This window comes from Frigoribacterium salinisoli (assembly GCF_054781095.1).
In genome coordinates this window covers 155094-171423 of sequence record NZ_BAAGVB010000004.1, presented here as the reverse complement: position 1 = coordinate 171423, position 16330 = coordinate 155094, and the positions used below count along the sequence as shown (strand labels likewise).

The following is a 16330-nucleotide window of genomic DNA, read 5'->3' as shown; positions in this document are numbered from 1 at the left end:
ACGAGGGTGTGCAGTTGTGCTGGTGCTGCCGGTGCCCCGGGGCGCGACCGGCGGTCGGCGCCTCCGGTCCGACCGGCGGGTGCGGAGCGGTGGTGGGTCGCTCCCGACGGCTGGTGAGGTCCGTCGTCCGATCATCCTAGGCAGCGGCCGGAGCAGAACGCAGCGTCGGGTCGCGGAACGCAGGGCCCACGTTCGGGGGTGGTGACGGCGGACGCGACGAGCGCCTCCCGGGCGCACGAAAAAGACCCCTCACGCACCCGCCAGAGCCCGGTTGCCCTTGCTGCATCTCTGCCCTGGGGGAGTTGGCCTGGATGGCGTCACGTGAGGAGCCGCCACCGAGTCTAGGGCATGCCGTGCACCCGTGCCGCACGGGGCGGCGCGTCCCGCACGGGGCGGCGCGTCCGGCGGGCGTCCAGGGCGCGGGCGTTGGCTGGACGCATGAGAATCGTCATCGCCGGTGGGCACGGCAAGATCGCCCAGCTCCTCGAACGCCGCCTCGCCGACGCCGGGCACGACCCCGTCGGCATCGTCCGCAACCCCGACCACGTCGCCGACCTGGAGGCCGCCGGGGCGCGCGCCCTGGTGCTCGACCTCGAGGACACCGACGTCGAGACCCTCGCGGGGCACCTCGACGGCGCCGACGCGGTCGTCTTCGCCGCGGGCGGTGGCGGCGGCAGCGGCGCGGAGCGCAAGCTGACGATCGACCGCGACGGGGCGATCCTGCTCGCCGACGCGGCGGAGGCCGCGGGCGTCTCCCGCTACGTGATGGTGTCGGCGATCGGTACGGACGACTTCGACCCCGAGAAGGCGCAGCTGCCCGCGGAGGACGACGACGCCGTCTACCAGGTCTACATGCGGGCCAAGAGCGAGGCCGACGCCGATCTGCGCGCCCGCGACGGGCTCGAGTGGACCGTCGTGCGCCCCGGCGGGCTCACCGACGACCCGGGCACGGGCCAGGTCACGGTCGGCCGTACGGTCGACCGCGGAACGGTCCCCCGCGCCGACGTGGCCGAGGTCATCGCGACCTCGATCCTCGAGGGCACCGCCGTGCGCACCCAGTTCGAGCTCGTGTCGGGCGACCTGTCCGTCTCCGACGCGCTGGCAGCCATCAAGTACTGACCGCCCCGGCCGCGACGACGGCCGACGGCACGGGCCCCGGGAGCGCACGCCGCGCCTCCGGGGCCCGTGTCGTCGCGGGGTGGCGACGTCAGCTGAGCGCGGCCGCCTGCCGCGCGATCTCGAGCTCCTCGTCGGTCGGCACGACGAGCACCGCGACGGGGGCCCCGTCGGGCGAGATGCGCCGTGCCTCGCGGCTCGCGAGCTCGTTGCGGTCGTCGTCGACGCGGATGCCGAGGACGTCCAGGCCCGCGAGCGTGCGGCGGCGCAGCAGGGCGTTGTTCTCGCCGACCCCCGCCGTGAACACCACGGCGTCGAGGCCGCCCAGCTGGGCGACGTACGCGCCGACGTAGTGCCGGATGCGGTGGCGGTACACGGCGAGCGCCGCCTCGCTGACGGCGTCCCCGCGCGAGGCGCTGTCCTGGACGTCGCGCATGTCGCCCGAGCCGGTGAGCCCCAGGAGTCCGCTGCGCTTGTTGAGCAGGGTCTCGAGCTCGTCGAACCCCAGGCCGGCCTCGCGGTGCAGGTGGAACACGGCGGCCGGGTCGATGTCGCCCGAGCGCGTCCCCATGACGAGCCCCTCGAGCGGGGTCATGCCCATGCTCGTCTCGACCGACCGGCCGCCGTCGATCGCGGCGACCGAGGCGCCGTTGCCGAGGTGCAGCACGATGATCTTGAGCTCGGAGAGCGGACGACCGAGGAACGCCGCGGTCTGCTCGGACACGTACTTGTGCGAGGTGCCGTGGAACCCGTACCGACGCACCGAGTGCTGCCGCGCGAGCTCCGCGTCGATCGCGTAGGTGTACGCCGCCGGCGCCAGGGTCTGGTGGAACGCCGTGTCGAAGACGGCCACGTGCGGCACGTCGGGGAAGGAGCGCTTCGCCGCCCGGATGCCCTGCAGGTTCGCCGGGTTGTGCAACGGAGCGAGCGCGCTGAGCCGGTCGATGGCCGCCTCCACGTCGTCGTCCACGACCGTCGCGCGGTCGAACTCCTCGCCGCCGTGCACGACGCGGTGGCCGACCGCGACGGGCGGGTGCTCGTCGAAGGACGGGCCGTGCTCGCGGAACGCGTCGAGCATGACCTCGAACCCGGCCTCGTGGTCGGCGATCGCGGTGGCGTCGCTGCTGGTCTCCTCCCCCGTCACGTCGTTGCGGTGCTTCGTCTGGCCCGTGGCCTCACCGATGCGCTCGACGAGGCCGGAGGCGAGGCGTCGTTCGCCCTCGAGGTCGATCAGCTGGTACTTGAACGACGACGATCCGGAGTTGACGACGAGGACTGCGCTCACGGGGTGACCTTCTCTGCGGTGGTGGTGACGGGTGCGGTGGCGGCGTCGGCCTGGGCCCCGGCCTGGATCGCGGTGATCGCGACGGTGTTGACGATGTCGCCGACGAGCGCGCCGCGCGACAGGTCGTTGATCGGCTTGCGCAGCCCCTGCAGGATCGGGCCGACGGCCACGGCCCCGGCGCTGCGCTGCACGGCCTTGTAGGTGTTGTTGCCCGTGTTGAGGTCGGGGAAGATGAACACCGTCGCGCGCCCGGCGACCTCGCTGTCGGGCATCTTCGCGGCCGCGACGGTCGGGTCGGCGGCGGCGTCGTACTGGATCGGTCCCTCGACGAGCAGGTCGGGGCGGCGCTCGCGGACGAGCGCGGTGGCCGCGCGGACCTTCTCGACGTCGGCTCCCGAGCCGCTGTCGCCCGTGCTGTAGCTGAGCATGGCGACGCGCGGCTCGATGCCGAAGCGCTCGGCGGTCTGGGCGCTCGAGATGGCGATGTCGGCGAGCTGCTCGGCGGTCGGGTCCGGGATCACGGCGCAGTCGCCGTAGACGAGGACGCGGTCGGCGAGGGCCATGAGGAACACGCTCGACACGACGCCGACGTCGGGCAGGGTCTTGATGATCTCGAAGGCGGGCCGGATGGTGTGCGCCGTCGTGTGCGCCGCCCCCGAGACCATGCCGTCGGCGTAGCCGAGCTGCACCATCATCGTGCCGAAGTACGAGACGTCGGTGACGGTGTCCATGGCCATCGCGGCCGAGATGCCCTTGTGGGCGCGCAGCTTGGCGTACTCGGTGGCGAAGCGCACCTGGAGGCTCGGGTCGAAGGGGTCGAGGACGCCCGCCTGCGCCAGGTCGAGCCCCAGCTCGGCGGCCCGGTTGCGGATCGCGAGCTCGTCGCCGAGCAGCGTGATGCGGGCGACGCCACGCTGCAGCAGGGTCGACGCGGCGCGGAGCACCCGGTCGTCGTCGCCCTCGGGCAGCACGATGTGCTTGCCGGCGCTCCGGGCCCGGTCGAGCAGCTGGTACTCGAACATGAGCGGCGTGACGACGCCAGAGGGCTCGACCCGCAGCCGGCGCAGCAGCTCGTCGGCGTCGACGTGGCGCTCGAACAGGGCGAGGGCGAGGTCGTGCTTGCGCTGCGAGTCGGCGGCCAGGCGACCGCGGGTCGACGTGATCGCGAGCGCGGCGTCGTAGGTGCCGAGCTCGCTGCGGGCGATCGGCAGCGCGCTGTCGAGGCCGGCGAGCAGGCGGTCGACCTGGGGCGAGAGCTCGAAGCCGCCGTTGAGCACGACGCCCGCCAGGGTGGGGAACGTCTCGGAGGCGTGCGCGAGCACCGTGGCGACGAGCACGTCGGACCGGTCCCCCGGCACGACGACGACCGCGCCCTCGCGCAGTCGGGGCAGCACGTTCTCCATCGACATGGCCGCGACGACGACGCCGAGCGCCTCCCGGTCGAGCAGGGCGTCGTCGCCGCTCACGAGCGTCGCGCCGGTGGCCTCGAGCACGGCCCGCATGGTCGGGGCGACGAGCACGCCGTCCTCGGGCAGGGCCCACACGGGGACCCCACGGGCCGGCGTGGCCTCGAGGGCCTGGCCGATGCCCGCGACGACCTCGTCGAGGGCGTCCGGGTCGACCCGGTTGGCGACGACCGCGAGCAGGCCTGCGTGCTCGGCGCGCAGCTCGGCCGTGGTCACCTCGGCGATCTGGCGCATCTCGGGACCGGTGCGCGCGTGCTGGCCGTCGGAGGTGCGGCCGCCCAGCACGAGCAGCACGGGGGCCCCGAGGTTCGCGGCGACGCGCGCGTTGTAGGACAGCTCGGTGGGGCTGCCGACGTCGGTGTAGTCGCTGCCCAGCACGACGACCGCGTCGCACTGCCGCTCGACCGCGGCGAAGCGGCTGACGATCGTCGCGAGGGCGGCCTCGGGGTCGGCGTGCACGGCGTCGTAGGTGACGCCCACGCAGTCGTCGTAGTCGAGGTCGACGCCGTCGTGGGCGAGCAGCAGCTCGAGCACGTAGTCGCGCTCGTCGGTCGACCGGGCCACCGGCCGGAACACGCCCACGCGCCCGACCTCGTGGCTGAGGGTGTCGAGCACCCCGAGCGCGATCGTGGACTTGCCGGTGTGGCCTTCGGCCGAGGTGAGGTAGATGCGGGTCGACACGCCTCCAGGCTAGGCCTCGCGCCCTGGGCGCACCGTGGTGCGACGCGGTCCTGGGCGGACGTGCAGGAGGTGGTGGTCCCGTCCGTCCCGCCGCTGTCGACCTGGGACCGCACGGGATCGCTCCCGTCCTGGTCTCAGGAGAGGCGGGGAGGACGACGGCTGACGCCACCACGGTCGTCCTCGACGGTCAGCCGCACGGCCTGCAGGACGGTCGTCGCGCTCGCCTGGGCCGCATCGCGATCCGCGCCGTGCGCCAGGACGAAGCCGAGGCAGTCGCCGTTCGACGTCATGGTCGTCGACACGTCGCACGGCGGGGTGAGGAACGACCCCACACCGAGGACATCGGTGCCCTCGAGCCGGTCGGGCAGGCCCGTGACGTCGAGGAGGCGACCGCCGACGGGCGAGCCGAACTGCAGCTCGACGACGGCGGGCCCGCTCGCGACCATCTCCGGGGCCTCTCCGAGCAGCGCTGGCAGGAGGTGGCTTCTGGCCCACGACAGGGGACGGGTGAGCGCCAGGCCGTGCTGCATCCCCGCACCCACGAACCGAGCGTTGATCTCGATGACGCGCGGGCCCGTCGGGGTGAGGGCGAACTCGAGGTGGAACGGGCCCCACGTGTGGCCCGCGGCGGCGAGGACCTCCTGGACGTAGGACGCAGCCCCGGGGAAGGGCTCCCCTTCGTCGAACCTCAGGCCGACTTCGACGAAACCGGGCTCGGGACCCATGATGCGATCCGTGAAGCCGAAGACCTCCACGCTCCCCGGCAGGGCGAAGCCCTCTGCGCTGACGACAGGGCCGAGCAGGCGTTCCTCGAGCAGGAGCTGGCGCCGGGCCTGGACGCCCCGACCGTAGTCCCGTCGACGGTGATCGTGCACCAGGCGCCTGAAGTCGTCGCCGTCCTGCACGAGCCGTACGTCGAAGCTGGCCGCACCGTCGACCGGCTTGGCCACGAACGGGTAGGCCATGGAGTGGCCCGTCGAGTCGTCCTGGACGTCGTACTTCTGCCAGGCGACGGACTCGACCCCGGCCCGGGCCAACGCGGCACGGACCAGTGACTTGTCGCGGTGGATGCACGCGGACGTGACCGCCGGCCCGGGGAGACCGAGGTGCCGTGCGGCGGTGGCGGTGACCCCGACGAAGTTGTCCACAGAGCTCGTGATCGCGTCGACCCGGCCGGGCAGCCTGCGTACCCCGTCGACGATGTCGGCGGCCCGCGACGTCGCCAGCTGGATCCAGCGATCGACGAGGCCGGGTCGGATGTCGTACTGCCCGGGGTCGTGGGCGAGGACGGCGACCCGTAGGCCCGCGTCCTTGGCCGCCATGAGGAGGTGCTCGCTCGGCCCGATCACGAGGGGGCCGCGATGGGGCGCCGCGGACTGAGAGCCCCGGACCGTGTGCAGCTCCACGCTGACCAACCAGCCGTCAGCCACGATCGACCACCAGACCTCGTCGAGCGACCGCTGCCCGGCTGCAGTCGTCGAGGGCGGCCGTCGTCCCGCCCATGTCGTCCACGATGCGCCGCATGACGTCCTGATCGCGGCGACGGTCCACTGGAGGGTCTCCGCTCGCGTCCAGGGCACAGGCCCACCGGAGCCCGACGGAGGCTCCCCGCCTCGTCTTCGTCCGGAGCGTGCCGATGCCGAGGTGCAGGGCGTGCGCCCCCCTCGAGAGCGCGAGCTCGACGGGCAGGTAGTAGGTCAGCTCGAAGTAGTCGCAGGCTCCGTCCGCGAGACCCGAGCGGATGCCGTAGGCCCTCGACGAGACCATCCCGGCGGACGAGAAGGTGAGGGTGGCCGCCACCGGCCTCGGGCCGGACCACGAGCTGAAGACCCTGCTGGCATCGTCGCAGTGTTCCGCCTGGCCCTGCACGAGCGAACGCATCGTCTCGACCGAGGTCGGGGCGCCGTGCGAGGCCTGGTGGTCGGCGAGGACCTCGCTCATGACGTCGACCACTTCCGACAGGCGCCGTGCCTCGACGGAGCGCGCGGCTTCCCGGAAGCGCCGTCGATCGGCCCTGACCCGGGCCCTGTCCTTCTTGGTCAGCGAGTCGACATAGTCCGAGAAATCGTCACCGTGCAGGGGAACGGTCGCATCGCCCGCCTGCAGGTGGGGGCCCGAGATGCGAGGGTCCTCGGCGAGCGCCTCTGCGGTCGGCGAGTCGAGGTACATGCACCAGGCGTCTCCGGCACCGGTCTCGTCGCGGAGCTGGACCACACCGTCGACGAACGCGTGGACGATGTCCACGACCCGGGGGTCGTCGGTGTCGACACCGAGAGAGGAACGGTGCCCACGTCGTCCCCCGACGAGGAGGAGCGGGTCCGCGCGCCGCTGGTCCGTCCTCGAGAACGGGGGCAGGTACGGTGCGCTGGTCTCGTGCTCGACGAGGTACGCAGGAGCCGCCGCGCAGACGGTGCCGTCGGCATCGGTGACCACCACGAAGAACGCGGTCACGCCGCGTGCTGCCGCCTGGTACTCGACCCAGGGACGCTGTCCGTAGAAGTCCTGCTCCGTCGTGTGCTCCCACACGGCGTCGGGCACTGCGCCGAGTCCCGCGAAGACGTCGGCCCTCACCCTGCGACCGCCTTCCGGAACACGATCGCGCGTCCGGTCCAGCTCGCCGCCAGTCGCGTCGCGGGGACGGTGTGCTGGACGCGGCCCCGGCGTGAGGGGTCCATGACGTGGACGACGTCGCCACGGGGGCTCGCCGACCGACCGGTGGCCAGGACGAGGTGGCCGCCCCGCCGGCCGTCGTCCGGGAACCCGAGGCTGCACGACACGATCACCGGAAGGCCCTGGTCGATCTGGTCGTAGAGGACGGGGAGGCCGTCCATGCCGACGCTCGCACCCTCGAGGCCGTAGGACCGGGAGAGGTCGGCGAGCGAGGCGTGGATCCAACCACGGTCGCCGAAGGCTCCGCGAGCGAGGCCTCGGCACAGGAGCTCGTACAGGTCGGGGGCGACGCCCGTGTGGAAGTGGACCACGGACCTGAGGCAGGCGATGCCGCAGCTGCGCTCACCCCAGTGCTCGCCGGTCTCGCCGCGCACCAGGGCGCCGTGCGGCCACTCGTCGGGCCCGAAGTGCTGGGCCGTCCGTAGCACCTCGCGATGTCGTGGGTGTTCCATGTCGCTCCTCGTCGGGTCGTTCATCAGGGGGTCCGGGGGTGGGGCATGCGAAGGGCCAGCGACGTGATGAGGTGTCCCAGCACGAACACCCCGGCCAGGACGAGCCAGGAGAGCTGCTCGGCCCCTTGCACCAGCAGCGTCACGACGACAGGACCGACGGCCCTGCTCACACCGGGGCCCAGAGCGTAGAAGCTCTGGTACATGCCCTGCTGTCCGTCAGGGGCGAGCTCGAAGGACGCGTGGAACGCGACGGCCGACTGCAGGAGCTCGCCGACGGTGAAGAGCACCACCCACACGGCGAGGACGACCACGGCGGCGGACGTGGGGACGCCCGGCAAGAGGGTCAGCAGGACGCAGGAGGCCGAGAACGCCACGGCCATCACCGCACTGGCCCTCCTCGCCGACCTCGCGTCCGTCACGCGGCGGGCCGACGACACCTGCAGGAGGATGACGAGGACCGTGTTGCACACCACGACGACCGAGAGGCTGGCGAGGGGCACGACGTCGACGGTCGTCAGCCAGAGCGGGAGCCCCACCGTCAGGATCACCGGATTGACCGACAGGAGCGCGTTGCCGACGATCGCCACGACGTACCTGACGTCCGGCAGGAGCCGCAGGCGCGGTCCGCCGTCGGTCCTCGAGCGCGGTCCCGACCGGACGGGCAGCGTGAGGACGCACACGAGGGCGACCGCGAAGAGCAGCCCGTTCGCCTGCAACCCGGCGACGTACGCCTGCGTCGTGTCGACCGTGAGGACGAGTGCGCCGACGCCCGAGCCGAGGGCGATGCCCAGGTTCGTGCTGACCCTCAACCGAGCTCGGGTGAGGGTCCGAGCGGAGGGCTCCGCGAGGTCGTGGATGAGGGCTCCCGAGGTCGCTGCGAGTCCGCGGTCGAGGATCCCGCTCGTGACCGCGACGACGGCGAAGGCCGTCGGCGTGGAGGCGAGGCCGTAGGACAGCATCGCCAGGGCCTGCCCCCCGAGGAGGACCGCGTAGACGTGCCGGGCACCCAGTCTGTCGTTCGCTCGACCGACGAGCAGGGACACGGGCAGGCCCAGGGCGAAGCCAGCACCGAGGGCGGTCGTGGCGAAGGTGGCCTCGAGTCCCAGTCCCCTCGTGAAAGCGAGGAAGCTCGTGGTGAGGAAGATGCCGCTGCCCACCGTGCCGACCAGGTTCGCGATGAAGAAACGCCGCACCGGACCCCTCGGGGGGATCTGCGTCGACAGCAGGGACGCCCCGAGGGTCACGGCGACCCGCGCCCTGCTCGGTCCGGCTTCGCCTCGAGCGCCGCGGACAGCAGCGTCAGGACGAGATCGACGTACTCCAGGCCTGCGTGCCGAGCCGCCTCGGGAAGGTTGCTCGACTGCTGCATGCCAGGCACCGTGTTGATCTCGAGGGCGAACGAGTCACCGTTCGGTGCGACCACGAAGTCGACACGGAAGGCGCCCCGAGCGTGGAGGAACTCCCCCACGCGGACGGCATCCGACCGGAGGCGTTCGATGATCTCATCGGGCAGGTCGTCGGGCACCGAGCTCCGCGCCTCGCCCCCTGCTCCGAGCTTGCACGCAGCGTCGTAGTAGGCCGCGTCGGTCTCGACCTCGATCGGTGGGAGCGGCTGCAGGCGGCCCTCCGTCTCGAGGACGCTCACCGTGACCGATCGTCCGGGCACGTACTCCTCGAGGAAGATCGTCGCGAACCGCTGGGCAGCGATCGAGGCGCGTGCCGACTCCAACTGGCCCCGGTCGTGCACCAGCTCGAGTCCGAGGCTCGAGCCACCGTCAGGGGCCTTGAGCATGACGGGGTAGCCGAAGGGGCTGTCCTCGATGGACTGATCGACCGGTCGCGCACGAGTCGAACGAGGCGTGCTGACGTCGACGTGCTCGAAGACGGCCTTCGTCACGAGCTTGTCCAGCCCGACGGCCTGCGTCAGGACGCCGGAGAAGGTGTAAGGCAGCTCGAGGTGCTCGAGGACGCCCTGCAGCCTGCCGTCCTCACCGAAGTGACCGTGGCTGTTGACGAAGATGACGTCGCACGACTCCAGGTCCCGGACGAACGCCTCCGAGGTCGGGTCGACCACCCTCGCCGCGACCCCCACGCCGTGCAGGGCGGCCACGATCTGGTGAGCAGACCACTCCTCGCGCGGGAGGGCGTCCGAGTACGTGCGGTCCTCGACGGAGGAGGGGCCGTAGACGATGCCCACCGTCTTGCCCGACAGGCGTGCCAGCACGGAGGCTCGTTCACAGCCCACCCTGCGACCTGGCGCTGGTCCGGCAGGGCCGGTGTCGTCACCCATGGGATGCACCTCTCGCTCTCGAGAACGTCGCCCCGGGGGCGAGGACGGGGACGTTGGCCGATCCCCCGAGCCGACCCGAGACCTTCAGTACGTACTATGTCAGTCCAACATACTGGTCTTGCTACCCATCAGCAAGGGAGGGCACGGGGACGCGTCCGAGAGCGAGCGGCTGGGGCCTGGAACGAGAGATGGCTCCTTCCCGAGCGGGAGAGGAGCCATCTGGTGCGGAGGATAGGGGATTCGAACCCCTGAGGGCTTGCACCCAACACGCTTTCCAAGCGTGCGCCATAGGCCACTAGGCGAATCCTCCAGGCGGGCGCACGGCGGTGACCGGCGCTCGACCTCGTCCACTGTAGCGGACGCGGCGGGGCCCGGCGGACGGGAGCCGCGCGCCGGGCCGGGACGGGCCTCCTGCCGGCCGGCAGTGCCGGGGCCGGCGACGTACCATCGACGGGTGGACTCCCCTGCGACGGCGCGCGTCGACGCCTGGCTGTGGGCCGTGCGCGTGACCAGGACGCGCTCGGCCGCGACCGCCGCGTGCCGCGCCGGCCACGTGCGCGTGGCCGGTGAGCGGGTGAAGGCCGCACAGACGGTCCGCCCCGGCGACGAGGTGCGGATCCGGCTCGACGGGCGGGAGCGCGTGCTCGTCGTCGTGCAGTGCCTGGTCAAGCGCGTGGGCGCCCCCGTGGCCGCCACGGCCTACGAGGACCGCTCTCCCCCGCCGCCTCCCCGCGAGGAGGTCGCCGCCGTTCCCGTCCGCGACCGGGGCGCGGGCCGCCCGACGAAGCGCGAGCGCCGCGAGCTGGAGCGCCTGCGCGACCGGTGACGGCGGCCGGACGCGCTGGGGGGACACCCTGGGGGCCACCGACCCGTCGATCCCCTATCCTGATCGCACTGCGCGACCACCGAGGGTCGCGCCGGGGCGCACGACCCTGGACAAGGGGTCGAGGGGGCGCCGTGGAACGCACGTCGGAGCTGGGTGACGACGCCGTCGTGGTGCGCCCGCGCGCGTCCCTCGTCCGCACCTCCGTCACCGCGGCGGTGGCCGCCGTCGTGCCCGTGCTCGTCGCGCTCCTCTGGCTGAGCGGCCCGGTCGGCCAGGTCCCGGCCGTGCTGTCCGTCACGGGGCTCGTCCTCGTCGCGTGCCTGCTCGCGTGGCTGCGCTTCCGGGCGGTGCACGTCGCCGTCACGCCCTCGCAGCTGGTGAAGCAGCCGTTCGACGGTGGGCGGGTCCGCGTCGAGCGCGTCGACGTGCACGAGGTCGTCCTCGCCACGACCTTCCGCGAGCACTCGACCGAGACGGTCCGCCAGCTGATGGCCCTCGCCGCCGACGGGACCTGCCTCCTGCGCCTGCGCGGCACGTTCTGGACCGACGAGGCGCTCGAGGCGGTCGCCCACGCCCTCGACGTCCCCCTCATACGGTCCGAGCGACCCGTGCCTCTCGCGCAGTTCTACCGCCGCTGGCCGTCGGGCCGCCGCTGGTACGAGGGCAGGCGCTGGGTGACGGCGCTCGTCGCCCTGGCGGGCGCCGGCGTCGTCGGGCTGCTGCTCGCCGTGCTCTTCGACGCGTTCCGGCCCGCCTGACCCCGGTGGGGCGGCCGGGGCCGGGTCAGGCCCGCGGGACCCGTTCGCCGGACCCGCCCCGGGCCTCCTGCGCGCGCCCCTGCCACGCCCACGGCGCTCCGCGCTCGCGCAGCAGCCGGTGCGCGAACGGCGCCCAGAGCACGACGGCCACGCCGACCCCGACGAGGACCCCGCCGACGGTGTCGGTGAGCCAGTGCGCCCCCAGGTACGTGCGACTGAGCAGCATCGCGACGGTGTAGGCGACGCCGGCGAGCCACACCCACCGGCGTCGCAGCACGACCCCGAGGACGACGGCCATGGTGGCGGCGTTCGCGGTGTGCCCGGAGGGGAACGACCCGAAGTCGCTGACCACCAGGATGTCCTCGGGCCGCGCCCGCCCGAAGGTGTGCTTGAGCAGCTGCACGGTCCCCGCGCTGAGCACGGACGCCGCGACCCAGTAGAGGGCCGCCCAGCGACGTCCGTGCAACAGGAGCAGCACGGCGACCGCGATCGGCACGACGAACACGCCGACCACGCCCGCGCCGATGGAGTCGAAGACGAGCGCCGGCACGTCCCACCAGGCCGCCCGGTGCTCGACGAGCTCGCCCATGAAGCTCTCGTCGACGCCGATGACGCCGCCGCGCGCCGTGATCACGACGCCGAGCAGGAGCGTCACGCCGAGCGCGCCGAGCGCCGAGAAGACCCACCAGCGACGCTGCACGCGCCGGGCGATGCGTTCCTCGGCAGGGCCGTGCGGGGCGGGGACGGGCGGCGTGGCGGGTCGCGTCATCCGACGAACGGTAGTCGCCGGAGGCGCAGGAGGCGCGCACGGGCAGCCGGGGGCGGCCACCGGGCCCCGCACGGCGCGCCCCGACGCGCGGGAGGCCCGGGTCAGCGACCGAGCGGCGGCACCGTCCGGGGGCGCACGACGAGCCACAGGCTGGTGACGGCCAGCGCGCTCGTGCACATCATCACGGACGCCATGGGGACGGCCGTGTCGATGCCCAGGAACCCCACGACGGGCGAGACGAGGCCCGCGGAGCCGAAGTTGACGGCGCCGAGCACGGACGCGGCGGTGCCGGCCTCCTTGCCGTGGTTCGCGAGCGCGAGCACCTGGACCTGCGGGAACGAGAACCCGCACGCGGCGATGAAGAACCACAGCGGGACGAGGATCCCCACGAGGCCCGCCCCCGCCGAGTCGAGCACGACGATCGCGGTCGCCGACAGCAGGAGCACGGTCGTCGAGCCCGCGAGGATCCACTGCGGGCCGAACCGCCGGGCGAGCCTCGCGCTGATCTGCACGCCCGCGACGACCCCCAGGCTGTTGACCGCGAAGAGGAACCCGTACTGCTGCGCGTCGAGGCCGTAGACGTCCTGGAAGAGGAAGGACGAGGCGGAGAGGTAGGTGAACAGGCCCGAGAAGACCATGGCGCCGATGAGGGCGACGCCCACGAAGACGCGGTCGGAGAAGAGGGACCGGTACCGCAGCACGAGGCTGGAGTGGCCGGCCTCGGTGCGTCGCGCGGGCGGCAGCGTCTCGACGATGAGGAAGATCGCGGCGATGATGACGAACGCGCCGTAGGCGGTGAGGAACACGAAGACGCCGCGCCAGCTGGTGAAGGCGAGCAGCTGCGAGCCGATGACGGGCGCGAGGATCGGCGCGAGGCCCGAGACGAGGGCCAGCCGCGACAGCATGCGCACGAGCGGCAGGCCGCCGAAGAGGTCGCGCACGGTCGCCATCGCCACGACGCCGCCCGCGGCCGCGCCCATGCCCTGCAGCACGCGGAACACCGCGAGCGACACGATGTCGGGCGCGACGGCCGCGCCGACGCTCGCCAGGATGTGGACCGCGGTGGCCACGATGAGCGGGAGGCGGCGGCCGACCTTGTCGCTCCACGGCCCCACGAGCAGCTGACCGACGGCGAAGCCGAGCGTGGTCGCCGTGAGGGTGAGCTGCACGAGTCCGGAGCTCACGCCGAGGTCGCGCTCGAGGGCCGGGAAGGCCGGCAGGTACAGGTCGATCGTGAACGGCCCGAGGGCGGTGAGCGCGCCGAGCACGACGACGTAGACGAGCCGCTGACGGCGCGTCAGCGAGTCGCCCGGGTGGAGGACCGTGGTCACGGAGAGGCGTCCTTCGAGGCGGGGAGGGGTGGGGGGGTCGGCCGCGGCGGGCCCGGGTCGAATCGATGCGACCAGGCACCGAGCGTACCGGTCGCCCCCGACGCGCACCAGCCCCCCGAGCCCCCGGGTGCGACACGTGTCGGGCAAGGACGCCCGCCGGGACGGCCCTCGCGGACGCCCCGTCGCGCCGGGAGCGGACACGTGGTACGTCACACGTCGGCCCAGCGTCTATGCTCGGGACAGCCACACGCACGGGAGGAACGGACATGGTCGACGCACGCATCGTCCAGACGACGAGGGCCCTGCACGCCGCCGTGCTGCAGCTCGCGAGCCAGCAGCCGGTCTCGACCATCACGGTCGCCGACGTCACGCGGGCCGCGGGCATCAACCGGGCCACGTTCTACAGCCACGCGACCTCGCCGGGCGCGCTGCTCACCGCGGCGCTCACGCCCGAGCTCGACCAGATCCGGGCCGACGACCGCACCTTCCGCAGCGAGGGCACCGCCTGCCCCGAGGCGACCCGCCGTGCGCTCGAGCGCGTCGTCGAGCACGTCGTCCGGCACCGCGAGGTCTACCGGCTCGCGCTGCCCGACGCGCTCGACGCCTCGATCCACCAGGCCCTCGCCCGGCACTTCGAGGCCTCCTCGGTGCAGCACCTCGAGAACCTGCCCGAGGGCACGCTGCCCGAGGGCCTCTCCGTGCACATCGCGTCGAGCGCCTACGCGCACGGGCTCGTCGGGGCGATCGAGGCCTGGCTCGTCGGCAAGCGCACCAGCCGGCGCGCCCTGCTCGACACCATGAGCCTCATGACCCCGTCCTGGTGGCACTGAGACGCTGAGCACCGTCACGGGCGTGGCCGGGACGACGCCTCGTCACCGAGCGAGCGCAGGAGGCCCGATCGGCACGGTCGCCCGGGCCTCGGCCGGTCCCGTCCGCAGCACCCCGTCGTCGAGGGGCGAGCAGCGCACGCCGCCCGACCCGCGCAACGCCCGGAACGCGCCCGGCGCGACCTCGACGTCCATCCAGGCGCAGGGCGACGCCGGTCGGTGCACGGCGAAGCGCACCGGCCCGTCCCCGCAGTCCAGGCTGAGCACCGCACCGCGCAGGCCGTCGACGTCGAGGCCCCGCAGCACGACGTTGCGCCGCGTCGCCGCCGGGTCGAGCGGGCCCGCGCGAAGCTCGCGCGCGACCCGCTCCAGCTGCTCGGCCGCGAAGAGCGTCACCGAGGCGGTCCGGTGCGCCGGTGCGTTGAAGTAGCGGTCGCCCACGATCCCGAGCCCGGCGCGCACCTCCACCTGGTCGTGCAGCTCGGCGCCGGAGGCGGCCGCGGCACCGTCGGCCGGGCGGCCCACGTAGCGGGAGCGCGGCGACGCGAGCAGCAGCTCCACCGTGACCGGCGCGCGGAACGGGAGCGGGGACTCCTGCGGGGACTCGGGCACCGGCCCACGCTACCGCCGGGGCGCGCCCGCCCACCGACGCCGACGGCCGGCCCGCCCCGGAGGGCGGACCGGCCGTTGGTCGGTGCGGGTGCTACTTCGTGAGCGGGCCCAGGGTCGGGTCGTTGGCGTACGCCTCGGCCGCGTTCTCCTCGGTCACGATCTGCGGGGGCAGCAGGTAGGCCGGGACGACCTTCTTGCCGTTGTCGTACGACTCGTCGTCGTTCGTCTCGGGGGTCTCGCCCTCGGAGAGCGCGGTCACCATGTCGACGGCCTGCGCGACGAGGTTGCGGGTGTCCTTGTTGATCGTGGAGTACTGGACGCCCTCCATGATCGACTTGACCGACTCGACCTCGGAGTCCTGACCGGTGACGACCGGGACGTCCTTGCCGGCCTGCTGCACCGAGGTGATGATGGCGCGGGCGAGCGTGTCGTTCGGGCTCAGCACGCCGTCGAGCTCGGTGTCGCCACCGTAGGTGCTGGTGAGCAGCGAGTCCATGCGGCGCTGGGCGTTCTCGGGCTTCCAGCCGTCGGTCGCCGTCTGCTTGATGTCGGTCTGGCCCGAGCCGACGACGACGGTGCCGTCGTCGATCTTCGGCTGCAGGATGCTCATGGCGCCGTCGAAGAAGACCTTCGAGTTGGCGTCGTCGGACGAGCCCGAGAAGAGCTCGATCGTGTACGGACCGTCGCCCTTGCGCTCGGCCATGCCGTCGAGCAGGGCCTGGCCCTGGAGCTCGCCGACCTCGAAGTTGTCGTACGCGACGTAGTAGTCGACGTCCTCGGTGTTGAGGATCAGGCGGTCGTAGGCGATGACGGTCGCGCCGGCGTCCTTCGCCGCGGCGACCTGGGTGCCGAGCTGCGAGCCGTCGGTCGCGCCGATGACGATGACCTTCGCGCCCTTCGTCACCATCGACTGGATCTGCTCCTGCTGGTTGGCGACCGTGCCGCTCGCCGCCGCGTACTGCACGTCGGGCTCGAAGCCGGCGTCCTCGATGCCCTCGGTGAAGAGGTCACCGGCGAGGACCCAGTTCTCACTGGTCTTGGCGGGCAGCGCGACGCCGATGGTGGAGCCCTGCTCGAAGCCGGACGCCTCCTCCCCCGATCCCGCGTCGGTGCGGGAGGACGAGCAGCTGGTGAGGACGAGCATCGTTCCTGCGGCGACCGCCATGGTCGCCAGCGCGATCTTGCGCATGCTGTGTCTTCTTTCTCCTGTGGTGGTGGGTGCCGCCGTCTCCGGGAGGAGCGGCGAC

Annotated in this window: 15 protein-coding genes, 1 tRNA gene and 1 other RNA gene; 4 read left to right on the top strand and 13 right to left on the bottom strand. The window is 72.9% G+C overall.

Annotated features, from left to right (window positions below):
• Positions 1-237: 237 nt before the first annotated feature.
• An RNA gene (ffs, locus tag ACYVHQ_RS10820) (signal recognition particle sRNA small type) lies at positions 238-334 on the bottom strand.
• Positions 335-438: 104 nt separating this feature from the next.
• Between ffs and ACYVHQ_RS10815 the strand changes: the two genes are divergently transcribed.
• Positions 439-1119 (top strand): SDR family oxidoreductase, encoded by a 681-nt coding sequence (locus tag ACYVHQ_RS10815; RefSeq protein WP_460512879.1) that lies wholly within the window; start codon positions 439-441, stop codon positions 1117-1119.
• An 88-nt stretch (positions 1120-1207) separates the two neighbouring features.
• Here the strand turns inward: ACYVHQ_RS10815 and ACYVHQ_RS10810 are convergent, their stop codons facing one another.
• The 8 genes from ACYVHQ_RS10810 to ACYVHQ_RS10775 all read right to left on the bottom strand — a co-directional run bounded on the left by ACYVHQ_RS10810 (position 1208) and on the right by ACYVHQ_RS10775 (position 10270).
• Positions 1208-2401, bottom strand: coding sequence for an acetate/propionate family kinase (locus ACYVHQ_RS10810; protein ID WP_460512877.1), 1194 nt, complete (start codon positions 2399-2401; stop codon positions 1208-1210).
• On the bottom strand, positions 2398-4548 hold the full coding sequence (pta, locus tag ACYVHQ_RS10805; RefSeq protein WP_460512876.1) for a phosphate acetyltransferase: 2151 nt from the start codon (positions 4546-4548) through the stop codon (positions 2398-2400). Before pta ends, ACYVHQ_RS10810 begins: the two co-directional genes overlap by 4 nt.
• A gap of 134 nt (positions 4549-4682) precedes the next feature.
• Positions 4683-5870 carry an ATP-grasp domain-containing protein gene (locus tag ACYVHQ_RS10800; protein ID WP_460512874.1) on the bottom strand — a complete coding sequence of 396 codons (1188 nt, stop codon included), beginning with the start codon at positions 5868-5870 and terminating at the stop codon, positions 4683-4685.
• Positions 5871-5970: 100 nt separating this feature from the next.
• On the bottom strand, positions 5971-7119 hold the full coding sequence (locus ACYVHQ_RS10795; RefSeq protein WP_460512872.1) for a peptidogalycan biosysnthesis protein: 1149 nt from the start codon (positions 7117-7119) through the stop codon (positions 5971-5973).
• Positions 7116-7670 carry a C39 family peptidase gene (locus ACYVHQ_RS10790; RefSeq protein ID WP_460512870.1) on the bottom strand — a complete coding sequence of 185 codons (555 nt, stop codon included), beginning with the start codon at positions 7668-7670 and terminating at the stop codon, positions 7116-7118. Before ACYVHQ_RS10790 ends, ACYVHQ_RS10795 begins: the two co-directional genes overlap by 4 nt.
• Positions 7671-7693: 23 nt before the next feature.
• Positions 7694-8863 carry an MFS transporter gene (locus tag ACYVHQ_RS10785; protein ID WP_460512869.1) on the bottom strand — a complete coding sequence of 390 codons (1170 nt, stop codon included), beginning with the start codon at positions 8861-8863 and terminating at the stop codon, positions 7694-7696.
• A 47-nt stretch (positions 8864-8910) separates the two neighbouring features.
• Positions 8911-9894 carry a D-alanine--D-alanine ligase family protein gene (locus ACYVHQ_RS10780; RefSeq protein ID WP_460512867.1) on the bottom strand — a complete coding sequence of 328 codons (984 nt, stop codon included), beginning with the start codon at positions 9892-9894 and terminating at the stop codon, positions 8911-8913.
• 291 nt (positions 9895-10185) lie between these two features.
• Positions 10186-10270, bottom strand: a tRNA-Ser gene (locus tag ACYVHQ_RS10775).
• Positions 10271-10414: 144 nt separating this feature from the next.
• Here ACYVHQ_RS10775 and ACYVHQ_RS10770 point away from each other — a divergent pair.
• Both ACYVHQ_RS10770 and ACYVHQ_RS10765 read left to right on the top strand, forming a co-directional pair.
• On the top strand, positions 10415-10786 hold the full coding sequence (locus tag ACYVHQ_RS10770; protein ID WP_460512865.1) for an RNA-binding S4 domain-containing protein: 372 nt from the start codon (positions 10415-10417) through the stop codon (positions 10784-10786).
• A gap of 131 nt (positions 10787-10917) precedes the next feature.
• On the top strand, positions 10918-11544 hold the full coding sequence (locus tag ACYVHQ_RS10765) for a hypothetical protein (RefSeq protein ID WP_460512863.1): 627 nt from the start codon (positions 10918-10920) through the stop codon (positions 11542-11544).
• 25 nt (positions 11545-11569) lie between these two features.
• Here the strand turns inward: ACYVHQ_RS10765 and ACYVHQ_RS10760 are convergent, their stop codons facing one another.
• Positions 11570-12313 carry a phosphatase PAP2 family protein gene (locus ACYVHQ_RS10760; protein ID WP_460512862.1) on the bottom strand — a complete coding sequence of 248 codons (744 nt, stop codon included), beginning with the start codon at positions 12311-12313 and terminating at the stop codon, positions 11570-11572.
• Positions 12314-12414: 101 nt separating this feature from the next.
• Positions 12415-13644, bottom strand: coding sequence for a multidrug effflux MFS transporter (locus ACYVHQ_RS10755; RefSeq protein ID WP_460512860.1), 1230 nt, complete (start codon positions 13642-13644; stop codon positions 12415-12417).
• 266 nt (positions 13645-13910) lie between these two features.
• Here ACYVHQ_RS10755 and ACYVHQ_RS10750 point away from each other — a divergent pair, with 266 nt between their 5' ends.
• Positions 13911-14474: a TetR/AcrR family transcriptional regulator gene (locus ACYVHQ_RS10750; protein WP_460512858.1), complete on the top strand. Its 564-nt coding sequence runs from the start codon at positions 13911-13913 to the stop codon at positions 14472-14474.
• A gap of 42 nt (positions 14475-14516) precedes the next feature.
• Here ACYVHQ_RS10750 and ACYVHQ_RS10745 read toward each other — a convergent pair whose 3' ends face one another.
• Together ACYVHQ_RS10745 and ACYVHQ_RS10740 are read right to left on the bottom strand one after the other, a co-directional pair.
• Positions 14517-15083 (bottom strand): MOSC domain-containing protein, encoded by a 567-nt coding sequence (locus tag ACYVHQ_RS10745; RefSeq protein ID WP_460512856.1) that lies wholly within the window; start codon positions 15081-15083, stop codon positions 14517-14519.
• Between the two features lie 91 nt (positions 15084-15174).
• On the bottom strand, positions 15175-16272 hold the full coding sequence (locus ACYVHQ_RS10740; RefSeq protein WP_460512854.1) for a substrate-binding domain-containing protein: 1098 nt from the start codon (positions 16270-16272) through the stop codon (positions 15175-15177).
• Positions 16273-16330: the final 58 nt, after the last annotated feature.

Excerpts from the sequence above, each read along its gene's own strand:
- ACYVHQ_RS10815 (WP_460512879.1), top strand. The coding sequence starts at position 439 with ATGAGAATCGTCATCGCCGGTGGGCACGGCAAGATCGCCCAGCTCCTC.
- ACYVHQ_RS10800 (WP_460512874.1), bottom strand. The coding sequence starts at position 5,870 with ATGGCGGCCAAGGACGCGGGCCTACGGGTCGCCGTCCTCGCCCACGAC.
- ACYVHQ_RS10790 (WP_460512870.1), bottom strand. The coding sequence starts at position 7,670 with ATGGAACACCCACGACATCGCGAGGTGCTACGGACGGCCCAGCACTTC.
- ACYVHQ_RS10760 (WP_460512862.1), bottom strand. The coding sequence starts at position 12,313 with ATGACGCGACCCGCCACGCCGCCCGTCCCCGCCCCGCACGGCCCTGCC.
- ACYVHQ_RS10750 (WP_460512858.1), top strand. The coding sequence starts at position 13,911 with ATGGTCGACGCACGCATCGTCCAGACGACGAGGGCCCTGCACGCCGCC.
- ACYVHQ_RS10740 (WP_460512854.1), bottom strand. The coding sequence starts at position 16,272 with ATGCGCAAGATCGCGCTGGCGACCATGGCGGTCGCCGCAGGAACGATG.